Raw genomic sequence first — 18,198 nt, 5'->3', positions numbered from 1 at the left:
AATGAACAAACCAAGAATCCCCATCGCGCTGCAACAAGCGGTGATGCGCTGCCTGCGAGAAAAGCTGCAGTTGGCACGCCGGCATTTTGCCGTCGAGTTCCCCGAACCCAGCATCGTCTATCAGCAACGCGGCACCAGCGCGGGCACCGCCTGGCTGCAAAGCTGGGAAATCCGTCTGAACCCGGTGCTGCTGCTGGAAAACCAACAGCCGTTTATCGATGAAGTGGTGCCGCACGAGCTGGCGCACCTGCTGGTGTTTCGCCAATTCGGCCGGGTGGCGCCGCACGGCCGCGAATGGCGCTGGATGATGGAAAGCGTACTGCTGACCCCCGCCAGCCGCACTCACCGTTTCGAAACCGCCTCGGTGCAAAGCAAAACCTTCACCTACCGCTGCGGCTGCGGACAGCACCAGCTCACCATTCGCCGCCATAACCGCGTGCTGCGCGGCGAAAGCGAATACCGCTGCCGCCGGTGCGGCGAAAAACTGAAATTTCTTGCTAGCGAGAACCTTTAGTTAAACGATTTATACGTTAAAACAAGCAAATATCGCCATTTGCCACTGCCGGCAAGTTCCGTTACCCTGCCTGCTTTTCCAATTTTGAGCTGTTTTGGAATATGCTTCGCAGAATTTTGTTTATGGCGGTTTTCGCCGCAGGCGCCGTACAGGCGCACGGCATCAATAATTTTTCTCAGGCCAAGGCGGCGGCGGCCAAGATTAACCAGGATGCGCCGGGCAGTTTTTACTGCGGCTGCCGCATCGATTGGCAAGGCAAGAAGGGCATCCCGGATCTCGCCGGCTGCGGCTATCAGGTGCGTAAAAACGCCCAACGCGCGCAGCGCATCGAGTGGGAACACGTGGTGCCGGCCTGGCAGTTCGGCCACCAGCTGCAGTGCTGGCAGGACGGCGGGCGCAAGAACTGCAACAAAGACGCCACCTATCGCCAGATAGAAACCGATCTGCACAACCTGCAGCCGGCGATCGGCGAAGTGAACGGCGACCGCAATAACTTCATGTACAGCCAATGGAACGGCGGTGAAGGCCAATACGGGCAATGCCCGATGAAGGTGGACTTCAAGAATAAACAGGCGGAGCCGCCCGCCCGCGCCCGCGGCGCCATTGCCCGCACCTACTTCTACATGCGCGATCGCTACCAGCTGCGGCTGTCACGCCAGCAAACCCAGCTGTTCGAGGTGTGGAACCGGCAATATCCGGTGAGCCAATGGGAATGTCAGCGTGAAGCACGTATCGCCAAGGTGCAGGGCAACCACAACCCCTATATTCAACAGGCTTGTCAGCAGCGGAAAAGCTAACCTACTATAGCCTTTATCTTTCATGGCGCCGCCAACCCGCGGCGCCGTTTCGTCAGGATCAGACTACCCATGCGCATACCCCGCATTTACCATCCGCAGCCGTTGACCGATCGGGCGGAGATCGCCCTGAGCGAGGACGCCGCCAACCACGTCGGCCGCGTGCTGCGCATGAGCGCCGGCCAGGCGCTGCAGTTGTTCGACGGCAGCAACCAGGTGTTCGACGCCGAGATAGTTCGGGTGGACAAAAAGAGCGTGCTGGTGCGCCTCGGCGACGGCCGCGTGGATGACATCGAATCGCCGCTCAACCTGCATCTGGGCCAGGTGATCTCGCGCGGCGAGAAGATGGAGTTCACCATTCAGAAGTCCATCGAGCTGGGCGTCAACGTCATTACCCCGCTGTTTTCCGAGCGCTGCGGCGTCAAACTGGACGGCGAGCGTCTGGCGAAGAAAATCCAGCAATGGCAAAAGATCGCCATCGCCGCCTGCGAACAGTGCGGCCGTAACCGCATTCCCGAAATCCGCGAGGCGATGTCGCTGGAAGCCTGGTGCGCCGAGCAGGACGGCAGCCTGAAGCTCAACCTGCATCCGCGCGCCAGCCACAGCATCAACACGCTGCCGCAGCCGGTAGACCGCGTCCGCCTGCTGATCGGCCCGGAAGGCGGTTTGTCCGCCGACGAAATCGCCATGACCACCAACCACGGATTTACTGATATTCTGCTGGGGCCACGCGTGCTGCGTACCGAAACCACAGCGCTCACCGCCATTACCGCTCTGCAGGTCCGCTTCGGCGACCTGGGTTAAAGGAGAAAAGATGATTAAGCTCGGCATCGTGATGGACCCTATCGATTCCATCAACATCAAGAAAGACACCAGCTTCGCCATGCTGCTCGAAGCGCAGCGCCGCGGTTACGAATTGCACTACATGGAGATGAACGATCTCTATCTGCACGCCGGTGACGGGCGCGCCCGCACCCGCCTGCTGAGCGTGAAGGAAGACAAGGAGAACTGGTTCAGCTTCGGCAGCGAGCAGGATCTGGCGCTGCACGATCTGGACGTGATCCTGATGCGCAAGGATCCGCCGTTCGATACCGAATACATCTACGCGACCTACATTCTGGAGCGCGCCGAAGTCAAAGGCACGCTGGTGGTCAACAAGCCGCAAAGCCTGCGCGACTGCAACGAGAAGCTGTTCACCGCCTGGTTCCCGGAACTGACGCCGGACACGCTGGTCAGCCGCAGCGCCGCGCACATCCGCAAATTCCACCAGCAGCACGGCGACGTCATCCTGAAGCCGCTGGACGGCATGGGCGGCGCGTCTATCTTCCGCGTGAAGCAGGACGATCCTAACCTGTCGGTGATCATCGAAACCCTGACCGAACACGGCAGCCGTTTCTGCATGGCGCAGAACTTCCTGCCGGCGATCAAGGACGGCGACAAACGCATTCTGGTCGTCGACGGCGAGCCGGTGCCTTACTGCCTGGCGCGCATTCCGGCGCAGGGCGAAACCCGTGGCAACCTGGCGGCCGGCGGCCGCGGCGAAGCGCGTCCGCTGAGCGAGAGCGACTGGAAAATCGCCCGCGCTGTCGCGCCGACGCTGAAAGAGAAAGGGCTGATCTTCGTCGGCCTGGACGTGATCGGCGATCGCCTGACCGAAATCAACGTGACCAGCCCAACCTGCGCGCGCGAAATTGAGGCGGCATTCCCGATCTCGATTACCGGCATGCTGATGGACGCGATTGAAAAGCGCCTGGCGGCGAAGTAATGCGCCATGCGGGCGGCCTGCCGCCCGCTATCCTGCATCGCGCCCGCCAAAGCACGCCTTTGCACGCGGCTTGAAAGGCGGCGGGTATAGCCGCATACTGGCGGCTGTTTATTTTCTCACCCATTGATTACCTTATACTAACGCCATGAATTTACAGCACCATTTTCTGATCGCCATGCCCACCCTGCAGGATCCTCGCTTCAAGCGCTCGGTGATTTACGTCTGCGAGCACAACGAAGAAGGCGCCATGGGTTTGGTGATCAATAAACCGGTGGAGCAGTTCACGGTAGCCACGGTACTGAGCAAGCTGAAGATCATGCCGCCTGCGCGCGATCCGGCCATCAGCCTGGACAAGCCGGTGTTCGCCGGCGGCCCGCTGGCGGACGATCGCGGATTTATCCTGCATACGCCGCGCCACGGCTTCGGTGCCAGCATTCAAATTTCCCCCAACACCATGATCACCACCTCGAAAGACGTGCTGGAAACGCTCGGCACCCCGGAACAACCGGACGACGTGCTGGTGGCGCTGGGTTATGCAGGTTGGGAAAAGGGCCAGCTGGAGCAGGAGGTGTTGGAGAACGCCTGGCTGACCATCGAGGCCAACACCGACATTCTGTTCCGCACGCCGATCGCCAGCCGTTGGCGCGAGGCGGGGAACCTTCTGGGTATCGACATTCGCAGCATCGCCAACCACGCAGGACACGCCTGATGAGCAACCGCACCATTATCGCCTTCGACTTCGGCACCAAAAGCATCGGCGCGGCCGTCGGCCAGGAGTTGACCGGCAGCGCCCGCGCCCTGCCGGCCTTCAAAGCGCAGGACGGCTCGCCGGACTGGCTGAAAATCGAAAAGCTGCTGAAGGAGTGGCAGCCGGATCTGGTGGTGGTCGGCCTGCCGCTGAACATGGATGGCACCGAACAACCGGTGACCGCCCAGGCGCGCAAGTTCGCCAACCGCCTGCACGGCCGCTTCGGCATCCAGATCGATCTGCATGACGAGCGCCTGAGCACCGTGGAAGCGCGCGCCAACCTGTTCGATCGCGGCGGCTTCCGCGCGCTCGACAAAGGCAGCGTGGATTCCGCCTCTGCGGTGGTGATCCTCGAAAGCTGGTTCGAACGGCAGCTGGGTTAACTCCCCGCCCCTTCGCCAACACAATCCCCCAACACGCCGGCGTCGATCCGCTGCTGCAAACCTTGCTCAAAGGTTTGCATGCCGGACTGCGCGCCGGTTTGCAACACGCTCGCCAACTGATGGGTTTTCCCTTCGCGGATCAGGTTGCTGACCGCCGCCGTCGCCGTCAGCACCTCAAAGATCGCCACTCGCCCGCCGCCGGGCCGCCGCATCAGCTTTTGCGCGATCACCGCCTGCAGGCTGCCGGCCAGCTGGGCGCGCACATAGGGTTTCTCTTCCGCCGGAAACACGTCCACCAGCCGTTCCACCGCCTGCGGCGCGCTGCGGGTGTGCAGCGTCGCCAGCACCAGATGGCCGGTCTCCGCCGCGGTGAGCGCCAGCCGAATGGTGGCGACATCGCGCAGCTCGCCCAGCAGGATCACATCCGGATCTTCGCGCAACGCAGCGCGCAACGCCGTATCGAAGCTGTGACTGTCGCGGCCGATCTCCCGCTGCTGAATCAGCGATCGCCGGCTGCGGTGCAAGAATTCGATCGGATCCTCCAGCGTTAAAATGTGCCGCGGCTGGTGCCGGTTGATCTCGTCAATCATCGCCGCCAGCGTGGTGGACTTGCCGCTGCCGGTGGCGCCGGTGACCAGGAGAAGCCCGTCGTCGCGCCGCAGCAGTGCCGGGACGATGGCCGGGGCCGCCAGCTCGGCAAGCGAAGGTGCCTGCCCGGCGATGCGCCGCAATGCGAGAGACATCCCCGCGCGTTGCTGAAAAACGTTGGCTCGCAGCCGCTCCCCGCCCGGCCTGTGCAGCGCCAGATCGACCTGCCCCAGCCGCCGCAGGCTCTCGCGCTGCTGCGCATTCAGCAATCCGTCGCAGAGGGCCTGCACGCCTTGCGCCGTCAGCGTTGGCGCCGCCGCCAGCGTTTGCAGTTCGCCGTCGATGCGCAACATCGGCGGATGGCCGGCACAAAGGTGCAGATCGGAAGCATTATGCTTTACACTAAGGGCCACGAATTCATCGATATCCATATCACTCTCCCGGGTCAATAATGAGCACTATCCAACAGAACCTGCAGGATGTCAGAAACCGCATCGCGGCCGCCGCGCAAAACTGCGCGCGGGCGCCAGAAGAAGTTGCCCTGCTTGCAGTCAGCAAAACCAAACCTGTGGCGGCGATCGAAGAAGCCATCGCCGCCGGCCAACGCGCCTTCGGCGAGAACTACGTGCAGGAAGGGGTAGACAAGATCCGGCATTTCGCCGAGTCTTCGCAGGGCGGCGAGTTGGTGTGGCACTTTATCGGCCCGCTGCAATCCAATAAGAGTCGGCTGGTGGCGGAACACTTCGCCTGGTGCCATACCGTAGATCGGCTGCGCATCGCCCAGCGCCTGAGCGATCAGCGCCCGGTCAACATGCCGCCGCTCAACGTGCTGATTCAAATCAACATCAGCGACGAGCAAAGCAAATCCGGCATCGCGCTGGCCGAGCTGCCGGCGCTGGCGGAAGCGATTGCCGCACTGCCGAACCTGGCGCTGCGCGGGCTGATGGCGATCCCGGCGCCGGAAGCGGATTACCAGCGGCAGCTGGCGGTATTCAGCCGGATGAACGACGCCTTTCTCGCCCTGCGTCAGCGTTATCCGCAGGCCGATACGCTATCGATGGGCATGACGGACGACATGGCGGCGGCGATCGCCGCAGGCAGCACCCTGGTGCGCATCGGCACCGCAATTTTTGGCGCCCGCGACTACTCGCAGGCCTGACAAACAGACGAGGGATTTGATGCAACATCGCAAGATTACCTTTATCGGCGCCGGCAATATGGCGCGTGCAATCATCGCCGGCCTGGTGGCGGGCGGCTATCCGGCCAAATCCATCAGCGTCTGCGCCCCTTCGCCGAAAAACCGCGATGCGCTGGCGGCGGACTACGGCATCGTCAGCAGCGGCGACAACGTCGCCTGCGCGCGCGAGGCCGAAGTAGTGGTGCTGGCGGTCAAACCGCAGCTGATGGCCGACGTTTGCCAACCGCTGCGCGAGCAGGTCGATTTCGGTGGCAAACTGGTGCTGTCGATCGCCGCCGGCATTCAGGTCAGCCGTTTCTATCAGCTGCTCGGCGACAAGCTGAACATCGTGCGCATCATGCCCAACACTCCGTCACTGGTCGGCAAGGGCATGAGCGGATTGTACGCGCCGGCGCAGGTCAGCCAGCAGGATCGTGATTACACCGGCGATTTAATGGCATCGGTTGGTACAGTTTGCTGGGTCGATGACGAAAATGGCATCAACGGCGTGATCGCCGCCGCGGGTAGCGCCCCGGCCTATTTCTTCCTGTTTATGGAAGCGATGCAAAAAGAGGCCGAACGCATGGGCTTCGACAGCCAGACCGCGCGCGATCTGGTGCAGCAGGCTGCTTCCGGCGCCGCCGCCTTGGTAGAAGCCAACCCGGATACGCCGTTGGGCACGCTGCGCGAGCAGGTCACCTCCAAAGGCGGCACCACCGCCGAAGCGCTGCGGGTGTTCAACGAACGCCAGCTGCCGGAAACCGTGGCGCAAGCGATGCAGGCCGCCGTTGCCCGCGCCCAAGAGATGGAAAAATTATTTTAAATAACCATGAGTTAAGGAGAAGGACCACTTCATGCTAACGCTGACTTTCCTGGTCAAGACCGTTATTGATCTGTACGTGATGGTGCTGTTGCTGCGCATTTGGATGCAATGGACGCGCACCGATTTTTACAACCCGTTCTCGCAGTTTGTGGTGAAGATCACTCAGCCGGTCGTCAGCCCGCTGCGCCGCATCATCCCATCGCTGGGGCCTATCGACAGCGCTTCGCTGTTGCTGGCGTTCCTGCTGATGACCATCAAGTACCCGCTGCTGCTGCTGATCCAGGGCGGCGCGATGTCGCTCAGCCCCTATAACCTGCTGTTCGGCCTGATCTCGCTGGTGAAGTCTGCCGGCTACCTGATCTTCTGGGTGATGATCATTCGTGCGCTGATGAGCTGGATCAGTCAGGGCCGCAGCCCGATCGACTACGTGATGTACCAGCTGACCGAACCCTTGATGGCGCCGATCCGTCGCATCATCCCGGCGATGGGTGGCATCGACTTTTCCGCCATGGTGGTAATCCTGATCCTCTATCTGATCAACTACCTGGGCATGGATCTGTTCGGCGAGATCTGGTTCCTGCTGTGAGTGCAGTCACTCCGGTGCTGGACGGGCTGGCGATCAGGCTATATATTCAGCCGAAAGCCAGCCGCGACCAAATTATCGGCTTGCATGGCGACGAACTGAAAGTCGCCATTACCGCCCCGCCGGTCGACGGCCAAGCCAACGCCCATTTGATCAAGTTTATCGCCAAGCAGTTCAAAGTGGCGAAAAGCAGCGTCACCATCGAGAAAGGCGAACTGGGGCGGCATAAACAGTTACGCATCGTGAATCCGCAACAGATCCCCGCCGTGGTCGCGGCGCTCATCAAATAATTTTCAAGGTAGTCATTATGCAAAAAGTCGTTCTTGCCACCGGTAACCCGGGCAAAGTGCGCGAACTTGCCGACCTGTTGGCCGATTTCGGCCTGGACGTGGTCGCGCAAACCGATCTGGGCGTGGAATCCGCTGAAGAGACCGGGCTGACGTTTATCGAAAACGCCATTCTGAAAGCGCGCCATGCGGCACAGGTCACCGGCCTGCCGGCGATCGCCGACGACTCCGGCCTGGCGGTAGACGCGCTGGGCGGCGCGCCGGGCATCTACTCCGCACGCTATGCCGGTGAAGACGCCGACGATCGGCAAAACCTCGATAAGCTGCTGGCGGCGCTGAAAGACGTGGCGCCGGGCCGGCGCGGCGCGCAATTCCACTGCGTGCTGGTCTATCTGCGCCATGCAGAAGATCCGACGCCGCTGGTGTTCCACGGCAGCTGGGCCGGCGAAATCACCGAGCAGGCCGCCGGCGAAGGCGGCTTCGGTTACGATCCTGTCTTCTACGTGCCGGAGCTGGGCCGCACCGCCGCTGAGCTGAGCCGCGACGAGAAGCGGGCGATTTCGCACCGCGGCAAGGCGCTGAAGCTGATGTTGGAAGCCATGCGCAATGCTTAAGCTGCCCCCGCTGAGTCTCTACATCCACATCCCGTGGTGCGTGCAGAAATGCCCGTACTGCGACTTCAACTCCCATGCGCTGAAGGGTGACGTGCCGCATCAGGAGTACGTCGATCATCTGTTGGCGGATCTGGATGCCGACCTGCCGCTGGCCGGCGGCCGGGAGATAAGCACCATCTTCATCGGCGGCGGCACCCCCAGCCTGCTGAGCGCCGAAGCGATGCAAGCCTTGCTGGACGGCGTGCGGGCGCGCATACGCGTCGCCGACGACGCCGAAATCACCATGGAGGCCAACCCCGGCACCGTGGAGGCCGATCGCTTCAGCGGCTACCAGCGCGCCGGCGTCAACCGCATCTCCATCGGGGTGCAAAGCTTCAGCGCCGAGAAGCTGACCCGCCTGGGGCGCATCCACGGCCCGGAAGAGGCCAAGCGCGCGGCGACGTTGGCGACCGGCCTTGGCCTGCGCAGCTTCAACCTCGATCTGATGCATGGCCTGCCGGATCAGTCACTGGAAGAGGCGCTGGACGATCTGCGCCAGGCTATTGCCCTCAATCCGCCGCACCTGTCGTGGTATCAGTTAACCATCGAGCCGAACACCCTGTTCAGCTCGCGCCCGCCGGTTTTGCCGGACGACGACGCGCTGTGGGATATCTTCGAACGCGGCCACCAGCTGCTGAGCGCCGCCGGCTATCAGCAGTATGAAACTTCGGCCTATGCCAAACCGGGCTACCAATGCCAGCACAACCTCAACTACTGGCGCTTCGGCGACTATCTGGGGATCGGCTGCGGCGCGCACGGCAAGGTAACCTTCAGCGACGGGCGCATCCTGCGCACCGCCAAGACCAAGCACCCGCGCGGCTTTATGCGCGGCGATTACATGGACAAGCAGCATGAGGTGGCGGCGGCGGATCGGCCGTTCGAATTCTTCATGAACCGTTTCCGCCTGCTGGAAGCTGCGCCGCGCGCCGACTTCGTCAACTACACCGGGCTGGCGGAAAACGTCATTCGCCCGCAGCTGGACGAAGCGCTGGCCAAAGGCTATCTGGAAGAAACCGCAGAGCACTGGCAAATCACCGAGAAGGGCAAACTGTTCCTCAACTCGCTGCTGGAACTGTTCCTGGCAGACGACGAGTAAAAAAAAGCGCTGAATAATCAGCGCTTTTTTATTGGTGTTAATCCGGGTAAAACGTCTGAGACAGAATCTGCTGAGTTTCCCAGATGCCGTTTTCCGGATATACATCCAGCCCAGTTTCGGCCGTAGCGAGCGCAACGGCCTTCGACCAGACGACATCCAGCCAATCAGCATCGCTCAGTTTACCTTTTAGGCTGGGCGATTCTTTCAAGCTGTAAAGCACCTCTTTGCGCTGCGCTTTAATCGTTCTCTCCCAGCTGGTTCCGCGCCTGGCCGGCTGATATTTCCATTTAAGCAAATGTGCAATCAGCACCGTCATCCGGCTAGCAAGTTCCCTTTGCTCGCTCTTCCCCACGTCCTCAATCTCCTCGGCGATCTTTTCAATATCGATCTCAGACAATTTTCCGGAGCGCAAAAGAGCGGCCTGTTCATTTGCCCAGGCAACAACATCGGTTTCGTAACGTGTATGGCTCATAGCGTCCTCCGTAAACATCCATAAATCTGTACGTAGTTTGACCAGTCTGTCAGACAAGCTTCAGAAGGTCAAAAAACATACTACCGAGAAGGTTCTTAAATCACTTCAACGCCTTCAGCAGATCCTTGCGCTGGGTTTCCAGTGCGGTGACGCGGTTGCAAACGTCGCGGCCGAAGTTCTGGAAGTCCTGCTCCTGGTTGTTCCATTCGTTCTGGATCGCCTTCTGCAAGCCGCCCAGGTTGCCCATGATCGCCTGCAGCGGGTTGCCGCCGCTGTTGGCGGCCTGTTTGACGCCCATCTCGTTCAGGCTGTCCTGCAGCACCCCGCCCATGCTCTGCTGCACGATGTTGCGGCCGTCCTGTTCCACCTGGTCGATCGCCTTGTGGTGGAAGGTCAGGCCGTCGCTGCGGTGTTCGATGATGCGGTTCATCTGCTGTTTCAACTGGCCGTTCAGGGTGGTCAGCCGGTTGCGCACGTTGCTGTTGCTGCCCAGCTCCTTGACGATCACTTTATCCAGCGATGAACGGGCTTTCTCCAGGTGCTGCTGCGCGCCGTCGTCGATCCACGGCAGTTGCTTGCGCAGCGCGCTCTGGTAGCTGAAGGCTTTCTGCCGCTGGCTGTCGCTCAGGCTCAGCGCCTGACCGTTGCGGATCACGTCGCCATCCGGCGAAATTTGCAGGTCGCCGCTGGCGCCTTTCACCTGCACGCTCTGCGGGCTGATGATCACATCGTCCTGGGGTTTAACGCTGCATTGGTACTCGGCGTGGGCCTGCGCGGCAGTCGCCGCCAGCAGCAGTAAGGCTAACCCGGTTTTCTTCAACATAGCTTCTCCTGACTCCCATCCAGATTGGGATTAAAAAATCGAACGACCGATACGTTGAGACAACAGTTCCAGCGCCGCAGTTCCCGCCAGCGAGTTGCCGGAAGCATCCAGCTCCGGCGACCAGACGACGATCGACAACTCGCCCGGCACGATGGCCACGATGCCGCCGCCCACGCCGGACTTGCCCGGCATCCCCACCCGATAGGCGAATTCGCCGGCGCCGTCGTACATCCCGCTGGTCATCATCAGAGCATTGATCTGCCGGGCCTGCAGCGGGCTGATCACCGTCTCGCCGTTGAGATCGCGGCCGTGATTGGCCAGATAGACGAAGCTGCGCGCCAGCTCCACGCAGCTCATGCGCAGCGCACAGTAGTGGAAATAGGTTTGCAGCACGGTGATCACGTCGTTCTCGAAGTTGCCGAACGACTTCATCAGATAGGCGATGGCCGCATTGCGATCGGAGTGTTCGAACTCGGAGCGCGCCACCCGCAGGTCATAGGCCAGGTCGTCTTCGCCGGCCAGCTGGCGCACCACCTCCAGCATGCGCTGTTTGGGGGCGCTGAGCCGAGTTTGCAGCATGTCGCACACCACCAGCGCGCCAGGGTTGATAAACGGATTGCGCGGTTTGCCCTGCTCCATCTCCAGCTGCAGCAGCGAGTTGAACGGCAGGCCGGAAGGCTCTTTGCCGACGCGCCGCCAGATCTCAGGCTCCTGATAGCGCGTCAGCGCCAGCGTCAGGCTCAGCACTTTGGAGATCGACTGAATGGAGAAGCGCTCCGCGGCGTCGCCGGCCTGGAACAGTTCGCCGTCCACCGTGCAGACGGCGATCGCCAGCCGATCGGCGGGCACTTCCGCCAACGCCGGGATGTAGTCGGCCACTTTCCCCTGGCCAATCAGCGGGCGCACCTGTTGCAGGATCTCCTCCAGCAACGCGTTATCCAATGTTGTTACCACCTCGGTCACACTCCGGGCAAAACAAAGGCGCCGTTAAGGCACCTGAGATCAATAAAACGGCGCGGCGCGAAGCCGCGCTCATCGGGCAAGCGCGATCAATCCCACCAGATATCGAACAGATCGCTGACCTTAACGTCGGTCAGTTTGCGCGCTTCCAGCCAGTTTTTCACCAGCTCGCGCTGCTCGTCGGTGCAGTGGCCGATCTTCTGCAGGCAGATTAGACCTTCCCACTGCAGGTAGCCGCTGCCGTCAAACGCCAGGCCGTTCGGCTCGATCACTTCATCGATGAAGGTATCCAGCGTGCTGTCGATGTCTTCCACCGACGTGCCTTCGGCGAAGCGCCAGGCTACGGAGAAACCCAGCTCCTGAAATTCTTCAATGTGCAACTTTTTACGTAAACGACGACTGCGGTTCTTAGCCATTATTCTTTCCTCTCAAACATCAAGTCCCAAACGCCATGTCCCAGGCGCTGGCCGCGTAATTCAAATTTCGTCAGTGGGCGCGAATCCGGACGCGGCACGTAATCATTATCGCTGGAAAGATTACGGTAGCCTGCGACCCCGTTCATAACCTCTAACATATGTTCCGCATAAGGTTGCCAATCGGTGGCCATGTGGAAGACGCCGCCGGTCTTCAGCTTGCGCAGCACCAGTTCGACAAACGACGTTTGCACGATGCGGCGCTTGTTGTGGCGCGCCTTGTGCCACGGATCGGGGAAGAACAGCTGCACCATGTCCAGCGAGCCGTCCGGGATCATGTTTTCCAGCACCTCAACCGCGTCGTGGCACATCACGCGCAGGTTGCTCAGCTTCGCCTCGTGGGCGTCGGCCAGGCAGGCGCCCACGCCCGGCGAGTGCACTTCGATCCCTAAAAAGTTCTGCTGCGGGTTGTTGCCCGCCATGGTCACCAGCGAGGCACCCATGCCAAAACCGATCTCCAGCACCGTCGGCGCTTCGCGGCCGAACAGCGCGGCGAGATCGACAGCGTCAGCCTGATACTCCACGCCCATCACCGGCCAATAGTTCTCCAGCGCGTGCTGCTGGCCTTTGGTCAGCCGCCCCTGGCGGCGGACAAAACTGCGGATACGGCGCATCGCGCGGCCGTTCTCATCAAATTCCGGGGAGATGACGTCATTAATCATAGTGCTTTCTGTCTGTTTGGCTGCCAATTAGGGAAACGCGCATTATGCAAAGATACATTGGTTTAGCAAGTGTTCATCTTCTGTACCCGCCGTGCGGCGTCGGAAAGTTCCGGTTTACAGCACCATAACTCTATGCTGCAATCTCGCTTCATTTTCTGCCGGATAACGACGCTGCTCATGATGCAAGCACAACAATTCGCACAGGTGGTGCTTGACTGGTATCAGCGCTACGGCCGCAAGACCCTGCCGTGGCAGCTGGAAAAAACCGCCTATCAAGTATGGCTCTCCGAGGTGATGTTGCAACAGACCCAGGTTGCCACCGTCATTCCTTATTTTCAGCGCTTTATGGCCCGTTTTCCCAACGTGCGCGCGCTGGCGGAGGCCCCGCTCGACGAAGTGCTGCATCTGTGGACCGGCCTCGGCTATTACGCCCGCGCCCGCAACCTGCACAAGGCGGCGCAGACCATTGTCGCACAGCACGGCGGCGAGTTCCCGACAACCTTCGCAGAAATCGCCGATTTACCGGGCGTCGGCCGCTCTACCGCCGGCGCGGTGCTGTCGTTGGCGCTGGGCCAACACTATCCGATCCTCGACGGTAACGTGAAGCGCGTGCTGGCGCGCTGCTACGCGGTGGAAGGCTGGCCGGGCAAGAAAGAAGTTGAAAACCGGCTGTGGAAAATCAGCGAAGAGGTCACCCCGGCGCAGGGCGTCGGCCAGTTCAACCAGGCGATGATGGATCTGGGCGCCATGGTCTGCACCCGCTCCAAACCCAAGTGCGAACTCTGCCCGCTCAACGTCGGCTGCCTATCTTACGCCAACCACAGCTGGGCCAACTACCCCGGCAAGAAACCCAAGCAGACCCTGCCGGAAAAAACCGCCTACTTCTTATTGCTGCAGCACGGCGACCGCGTGTGGCTGGAGCAGCGCCCGGCGGTGGGCCTGTGGGGCGGCCTGTTCTGCTTCCCGCAGTTCAGCGCTCGCGTGGATTTGGAACTCTGGCTGCAGCAGCGCGGTCTGAAAGGCAAGCGCCTGGAGCAGCTGACCGCGTTTCGCCACACGTTCAGCCATTTCCATCTCGATATCGTGCCGATGTGGCTGTCGCTCGACGCGGCGGGCAGCGGCATGGATGAGGGCGCAGGTCTCTGGTATAACTTAGCGCAGCCGCCGTCGGTCGGGCTGGCAGCGCCGGTGGATCGCCTGTTGCAACAGCTGGCGAAGCAGCCCCCGATCCAACAAAACTTATATGGCGATAGCGCCATCGATGAGGAATTAGCATGAGCCGCACCATTTTTTGTACTTTCCTGCAGCGTGACGCCGAAGGCCAGGACTTCCAGCTTTATCCCGGCGACGTCGGCAAGCGCATCTACAACGAGATCTCCAAGGAAGCCTGGGGCGAGTGGATGAAGAAGCAGACCATGCTGATCAACGAGAAGAAGCTGAACATGATGAACGTGGACGACCGCAAGCTGCTGGAAGAGGAAATGATCAAGTTCCTGTTCGAAGGGCACGACGTGCACATCGAAGGCTATACGCCACCGAGCGAATAACGCTGTTGGGGCCAGGCGCTGGCCCGCTTCAATCCTCTTATACTTCTTCCAAACGGCTTTAAGATGAAGAAAATTTTAGCTTTGCTCGTAATAGCGCCTTTGCTGATCTCCTGTTCCGGCAAAAAAAGTGAAGAAATCAACGAAGCCTGGATTAAAGATACCAACGGCTTCGACATTCTGATGGGCCAATTCGCCCACAATATCGAGAACATCTGGGGTCTGAACGAAGTTCTGATCGCCGGGCCGAAAGACTACGTCAAATATACCGACCAATACCAAACCCGCAGCCATATCAACTTCGACACCGGCGCCATTACCATCGAGACCATCGCCACCACCGATCCGGCCGCGCACCTGCGCCAGGCGATCATCAGCACGCTGCTGATGGGTGACGATCCGGGGTCCATCGACCTCTATTCCGACGCCAACGATATCCAGATCAGCAAAGAGCCGTTCCTGTACGGCCAGGTGCTGGATAACAAGGGCGCGCCGATCCGCTGGGAATGGCGCGCGGCGCACTTCGCCGATTACCTGCTGCAGACCAAGCTGCAAAAGCGCACCTCCGGCCTGCACGTGATCTACTCGGTCACCATCCAGCTGGTGCCGAACCACCTGGACAAACGTGCGCACAAATACCTGCCGATGGTGCGCAAGGCGTCGGAAAAATACGGCGTGGACGAGTCGCTGATCCTGGCTATCATGCAGACCGAATCGAGCTTCAACCCGTATGCGGTGAGCGGTTCGGACGCGCTGGGCCTGATGCAGGTGGTGCAGCATACCGCCGGTAAGGATGTGTTCCAGATGCGCGGCAAATGGGGCACTCCGAGCCGCAGCTACCTGTTCGATCCGGAAAACAACATCGATACCGGCACCGCCTACCTGGCTATCCTGCAGAACAACTACCTGGGCGGCATTCAGAACCCGACCTCGCGCCGCTATGCGGTGATCACCGCCTACAACGGCGGCGCAGGCAGCGTGCTGCGCGTGTTCTCCAGCGACAGAACGCGCGCCGTGGGCATCATCAACGGCATGCAGCCGGGCGACGTGTACCAGACGCTGACCACCAAGCATCCGGCCGCCGAGTCGCGCCGCTATCTGGTGAAAGTGAATACCGCGCAGAAGAGCTACCGCAGAAAGTAACGCTTCCCGCGTGGATATGAGAAGGGCCGGTGCGAACCGGCCCTTTTTCTATGGCTTGATCATATAGCCGAAGATGCGCTTCCAGCCGTGATCTTTTTTCTCGATGTAGACTCCCTGCAGCTCCGGCGAGAAGCCCGGCAGGCGGTTGATGCCCTCTTCCAGCGCCAGGAAGTAGCGCTGCACCGCGCCGCCCCACACTTCGCCCGGCACCACGCACAGCACGCCCGGCGGGTACGGCAAGGCCCCTTCCGCCGCGATGCGCCCTTCCGCCTGGCCGATCGGCACCAGCTCGACGTTATCGCGGATAAATTCCACGTTGGCGTCCTGCGGGTTCATCACCACCGGCGGGAAATGATCCTGGCGGAACATCTCCTTTTGCAGCTGTTTGACGTCGAAGCTGACGTACAGATCGTGCATCTCCTGGCACAGCCGGCGAATGCTGTAACCGCGGTAGCGCTGCTCGTTCTTGCGGTACACCGTCGGCAGCACCACGCTCAGCGGCGCGTCCTCTGCAACATAGCGCTCGAACTGCGCCAGCATCTCCACCAGGTGCTCCATCTTGGCCGGGTTTTCCGCCGGGGTCAGCAGGAACAGGATCGAGTTGAGATCGCACTTCTCCGGCACGATGCCGTTCTCGCGCAGGAAGTTGGCCAGAATGGTGGCCGGCACGCCGAACTCGGTGTATTGGCCGGTCGCGGCGTCGATGCCCGGCGTGGTCAGCAGCAGCTTGCACGGATCCACCAAATACTGATCCTGGGCATAGCCTTCGAAGCCGTGCCACGTTTCCCCCGGCACGAAGGTGAAGAAGCGCGCGTCGTTGGCGATAAGGTCAGTATCGTGATCCTGCCAGTCTTTGCCCGCCACCTGCAGCGGAATAAACGGCTTCAGCTGCGAGCAGCGCGTGAGCAGCTGTTTGCGGGTCTCGATGCCCAGCTTGACGCAGTCCATCCACATGCGGCGCCCGGCGGGGCCGGCGTGCATCTTGGCGTTGACGTCCAGCGCGGCGAACAGCGGATAGAACGGGCTGGTCGACGCATGCAGCATGAACGCGTTGTTCAGGTGCTTGTGGTTGCAGTGGCGCTTTTGCCCTTTGATATGGTCGTCTTTCTTGTGGATCTGCGAGGTCTGCGAGAACCCCGCCTGCTGTTTATGCACCGACTGGGTGACGAAAATGCCCGGATCGTGTTCGTCCAGCTCCAGCAGCAGCGGCGAGCACTCTTTCAGCATCGGGATAAAGCCTTCGTAGCCCACCCAGGCGGAGTCGAACAGGATGTAGTCGCACAGGTGACCGATGGTGTCGATCACCTGACGCGCGTTGTAAATCGTGCCGTCGTAGGTGCCGAGCTGAATAATCGCCAGCCGGAACGGCCGCGCCGCCGCAGCCTTCTCCGGCGCCACTTCGCGGATCTGCTCACGCAGGTAGCGTTCGTCGAAGCAGTGCGCATCGATGCCGCCGATAAAGCCGAACGGGTTACGGGCGGTTTCCAGATAGATCGGCGTGGCGCCGGCCTGGATCAGCGCCCCGTGGTGGTTGGATTTATGGTTGTTGCGATCGAACAGCACCAGATCGCCACGGGTCAGCAGCGCGTTGGTCACCACCTTGTTGGCCGCCGAGGTGCCGTTGAGCACGAAGTAGGTTTTATCGGCGTTGAACACCCGCGCCGCGTGCTTTTGCGCATCCTTGGCCGATCCTTCGTGGATCAGCAGATCGCCCAGCTTGACGTCGGCGTTGCACATATCGGAACGGAACAGGGTCTCACCGTAGAAATCGAAGAACTGCCGGCCGGCCGGGTGTTTGCGGAAGAACTCGCCGCCCTGATGCCCCGGGCAGGCGAAGGTCGAATTTTCCATCTCGACGTAGGTCTTCAGCGTTTTGAAGAACGGCGGCAGCAGCGCCTGCTCGTAGGCGTCGGCGGCGGCCTCCAGTTGCGCCATATAGAACGGCTTGCTGGCGCCGGCCAGCAGCGCGAAAACCCCACTGACGAACGGCAGATAGTCCGGCGAGAGATGCTCATCCCCTTCCACCGCCACGAAGGTTGGAATGTCGAAACCCGTCGCCTGCAAGCGCGCCAGAATGCCGGCGTTCACGTCGGCGACCGACACCACTGCCGCCGCCACGTCGGTGTAGTCCGTCTGCTCTACGCGCACGATTTGGCGCAGCGTCTCAATGGTGGCGACCAGGCTGGCGCTGGTCGCGATTTTCAATTCTTTCATCATGCTGACTCTCAAACGGTGAAGGATGAGGGTGTGCCACCGGCACGGTAATGAGATAACGCGGTTATCCCGGTAAAGCGATACCCGGGCACGGCAGCATAAGCGGCGTGCGTGACCGGCTCATGATCGGGGATCATCAGGCGGCTATCGGGGGAACTGGTCTTGGCAGCGTCCGACAGGCATCAGTAAAATCAGGGCCGCAGCGCTGGCTTTACGCATGCCTAACAGCGAGCATCAGGCGGCTTTACCGCATGGCCGGCAGGCGTATTCGGGCGGATGACGTGCAAAGGAGACAACGGCGGAACGGTGGCGGCGTCAGATGTCTGGTGCGCAGCAGCGCTTGAGCAACAAAACCAGTCATGCCAATAACCCTCTGGCTTATAAGAAGCGGGAACACCGTCAGGGAACGGAGAGTGCTAAAATTTGCGCAATGATTGCATGATTCGTTGCGGGGTTCAAGCAAGAATCGCCTTGGTTTAATGCGCGTCAATTGAAA

At 60.9% G+C, this 18,198-nt stretch carries 22 protein-coding genes; 15 read left to right on the top strand and 7 right to left on the bottom strand.

The window, feature by feature from the left end; all coding sequences use genetic code 11:
• The first annotated feature begins 1 nt into the window (after position 1).
• The 6 genes from ACUTSC_RS19245 to ruvX all read left to right on the top strand — a co-directional run bounded on the left by ACUTSC_RS19245 (position 2) and on the right by ruvX (position 4,204).
• A complete protein-coding gene (locus tag ACUTSC_RS19245; protein ID WP_445653499.1) occupies positions 2-514 on the top strand; it encodes a SprT family zinc-dependent metalloprotease in 513 nt (170 codons plus the stop codon).
• 101 nt (positions 515-615) lie between these two features.
• Positions 616-1,311: a deoxyribonuclease I gene (endA, locus tag ACUTSC_RS19240; RefSeq protein WP_038879275.1), complete on the top strand. Its 696-nt coding sequence runs from the start codon at positions 616-618 to the stop codon at positions 1,309-1,311.
• Between the two features lie 69 nt (positions 1,312-1,380).
• Complete coding sequence (rsmE, locus tag ACUTSC_RS19235; protein WP_033635938.1) at positions 1,381-2,112, top strand: 16S rRNA (uracil(1498)-N(3))-methyltransferase; 732 nt, start codon at positions 1,381-1,383, stop codon at positions 2,110-2,112.
• A gap of 10 nt (positions 2,113-2,122) precedes the next feature.
• A complete protein-coding gene (gene gshB / locus ACUTSC_RS19230; RefSeq protein WP_047729854.1) occupies positions 2,123-3,073 on the top strand; it encodes a glutathione synthase in 951 nt (316 codons plus the stop codon).
• A 145-nt stretch (positions 3,074-3,218) separates the two neighbouring features.
• Positions 3,219-3,782, top strand: coding sequence for a YqgE/AlgH family protein (locus tag ACUTSC_RS19225; RefSeq protein ID WP_033635940.1), 564 nt, complete (start codon positions 3,219-3,221; stop codon positions 3,780-3,782).
• Positions 3,782-4,204, top strand: a complete 423-nt coding sequence (gene ruvX / locus ACUTSC_RS19220) for a Holliday junction resolvase RuvX (RefSeq protein ID WP_015379046.1) — start codon at positions 3,782-3,784, stop codon at positions 4,202-4,204. The genes ACUTSC_RS19225 and ruvX overlap by 1 nt, the downstream gene beginning before the upstream one ends.
• On the opposite strand, the gene ACUTSC_RS19215 is transcribed toward ruvX, so the two are convergent.
• A complete protein-coding gene (locus tag ACUTSC_RS19215) occupies positions 4,201-5,223 on the bottom strand; it encodes a PilT/PilU family type 4a pilus ATPase (RefSeq protein ID WP_197767457.1) in 1,023 nt (340 codons plus the stop codon). The genes ruvX and ACUTSC_RS19215 overlap by 4 nt on opposite strands.
• Positions 5,224-5,243: 20 nt before the next feature.
• Here ACUTSC_RS19215 and ACUTSC_RS19210 point away from each other — a divergent pair, with 20 nt between their 5' ends.
• Genes ACUTSC_RS19210 through hemW form a run of 6 tightly spaced genes read left to right on the top strand, consistent with a single transcriptional unit; the run spans position 5,244 to position 9,411 of the window.
• On the top strand, positions 5,244-5,951 hold the full coding sequence (locus tag ACUTSC_RS19210; RefSeq protein ID WP_197767458.1) for a YggS family pyridoxal phosphate-dependent enzyme: 708 nt from the start codon (positions 5,244-5,246) through the stop codon (positions 5,949-5,951).
• A 19-nt stretch (positions 5,952-5,970) separates the two neighbouring features.
• Complete coding sequence (gene proC / locus ACUTSC_RS19205; protein WP_197767459.1) at positions 5,971-6,792, top strand: pyrroline-5-carboxylate reductase; 822 nt, start codon at positions 5,971-5,973, stop codon at positions 6,790-6,792.
• A 31-nt stretch (positions 6,793-6,823) separates the two neighbouring features.
• A complete protein-coding gene (locus tag ACUTSC_RS19200; protein WP_445653498.1) occupies positions 6,824-7,378 on the top strand; it encodes a YggT family protein in 555 nt (184 codons plus the stop codon).
• A complete protein-coding gene (gene yggU, locus ACUTSC_RS19195) occupies positions 7,375-7,665 on the top strand; it encodes a DUF167 family protein YggU (RefSeq protein WP_445653497.1) in 291 nt (96 codons plus the stop codon). The genes ACUTSC_RS19200 and yggU overlap by 4 nt, the downstream gene beginning before the upstream one ends.
• Positions 7,666-7,682: 17 nt before the next feature.
• Positions 7,683-8,276, top strand: coding sequence for an XTP/dITP diphosphatase (locus tag ACUTSC_RS19190; RefSeq protein WP_197767460.1), 594 nt, complete (start codon positions 7,683-7,685; stop codon positions 8,274-8,276).
• Positions 8,269-9,411, top strand: a complete 1,143-nt coding sequence (gene hemW, locus ACUTSC_RS19185; protein ID WP_197767461.1) for a radical SAM family heme chaperone HemW — start codon at positions 8,269-8,271, stop codon at positions 9,409-9,411. Before ACUTSC_RS19190 ends, hemW begins: the two co-directional genes overlap by 8 nt.
• A gap of 37 nt (positions 9,412-9,448) precedes the next feature.
• Here hemW and ACUTSC_RS19180 read toward each other — a convergent pair whose 3' ends face one another.
• The 5 genes from ACUTSC_RS19180 to trmB all read right to left on the bottom strand — a co-directional run bounded on the left by ACUTSC_RS19180 (position 9,449) and on the right by trmB (position 12,801).
• On the bottom strand, positions 9,449-9,883 hold the full coding sequence (locus tag ACUTSC_RS19180; RefSeq protein ID WP_016930094.1) for a DUF29 domain-containing protein: 435 nt from the start codon (positions 9,881-9,883) through the stop codon (positions 9,449-9,451).
• Positions 9,884-9,983: 100 nt separating this feature from the next.
• Positions 9,984-10,706 carry a YggN family protein gene (locus ACUTSC_RS19175; protein WP_445653496.1) on the bottom strand — a complete coding sequence of 241 codons (723 nt, stop codon included), beginning with the start codon at positions 10,704-10,706 and terminating at the stop codon, positions 9,984-9,986.
• A 30-nt stretch (positions 10,707-10,736) separates the two neighbouring features.
• Positions 10,737-11,660 carry a glutaminase B gene (gene glsB / locus ACUTSC_RS19170; RefSeq protein ID WP_033649631.1) on the bottom strand — a complete coding sequence of 308 codons (924 nt, stop codon included), beginning with the start codon at positions 11,658-11,660 and terminating at the stop codon, positions 10,737-10,739.
• 95 nt (positions 11,661-11,755) lie between these two features.
• Complete coding sequence (locus ACUTSC_RS19165) at positions 11,756-12,082, bottom strand: YggL family protein (protein WP_019456098.1); 327 nt, start codon at positions 12,080-12,082, stop codon at positions 11,756-11,758.
• Positions 12,082-12,801, bottom strand: coding sequence for a tRNA (guanosine(46)-N7)-methyltransferase TrmB (trmB, locus tag ACUTSC_RS19160; RefSeq protein WP_197767464.1), 720 nt, complete (start codon positions 12,799-12,801; stop codon positions 12,082-12,084). The genes ACUTSC_RS19165 and trmB overlap by 1 nt, the downstream gene beginning before the upstream one ends.
• Positions 12,802-12,978: 177 nt before the next feature.
• On the opposite strand from trmB, the gene mutY reads away from it, so the two are divergent.
• The 3 genes from mutY to mltC all read left to right on the top strand — a co-directional run bounded on the left by mutY (position 12,979) and on the right by mltC (position 15,488).
• Positions 12,979-14,079 carry an A/G-specific adenine glycosylase gene (gene mutY / locus ACUTSC_RS19155; RefSeq protein WP_004937408.1) on the top strand — a complete coding sequence of 367 codons (1,101 nt, stop codon included), beginning with the start codon at positions 12,979-12,981 and terminating at the stop codon, positions 14,077-14,079.
• Complete coding sequence (locus tag ACUTSC_RS19150; protein WP_004937404.1) at positions 14,076-14,348, top strand: oxidative damage protection protein; 273 nt, start codon at positions 14,076-14,078, stop codon at positions 14,346-14,348. The genes mutY and ACUTSC_RS19150 overlap by 4 nt, the downstream gene beginning before the upstream one ends.
• 63 nt (positions 14,349-14,411) lie before the next feature.
• Positions 14,412-15,488 carry a membrane-bound lytic murein transglycosylase MltC gene (mltC, locus tag ACUTSC_RS19145; protein ID WP_004937402.1) on the top strand — a complete coding sequence of 359 codons (1,077 nt, stop codon included), beginning with the start codon at positions 14,412-14,414 and terminating at the stop codon, positions 15,486-15,488.
• 48 nt (positions 15,489-15,536) lie between these two features.
• Here mltC and speF read toward each other — a convergent pair whose 3' ends face one another.
• Entirely contained in the window at positions 15,537-17,702 is a 2,166-nt protein-coding gene (gene speF / locus ACUTSC_RS19140; protein WP_197767605.1) for an ornithine decarboxylase SpeF, read from the bottom strand.
• Positions 17,703-18,198: the final 496 nt, after the last annotated feature.

It is taken from the genome of Serratia sp. TSA_105.2 (genome assembly GCF_052692115.1).
This window is presented reverse-complemented; position numbering and strand designations above follow the sequence as displayed.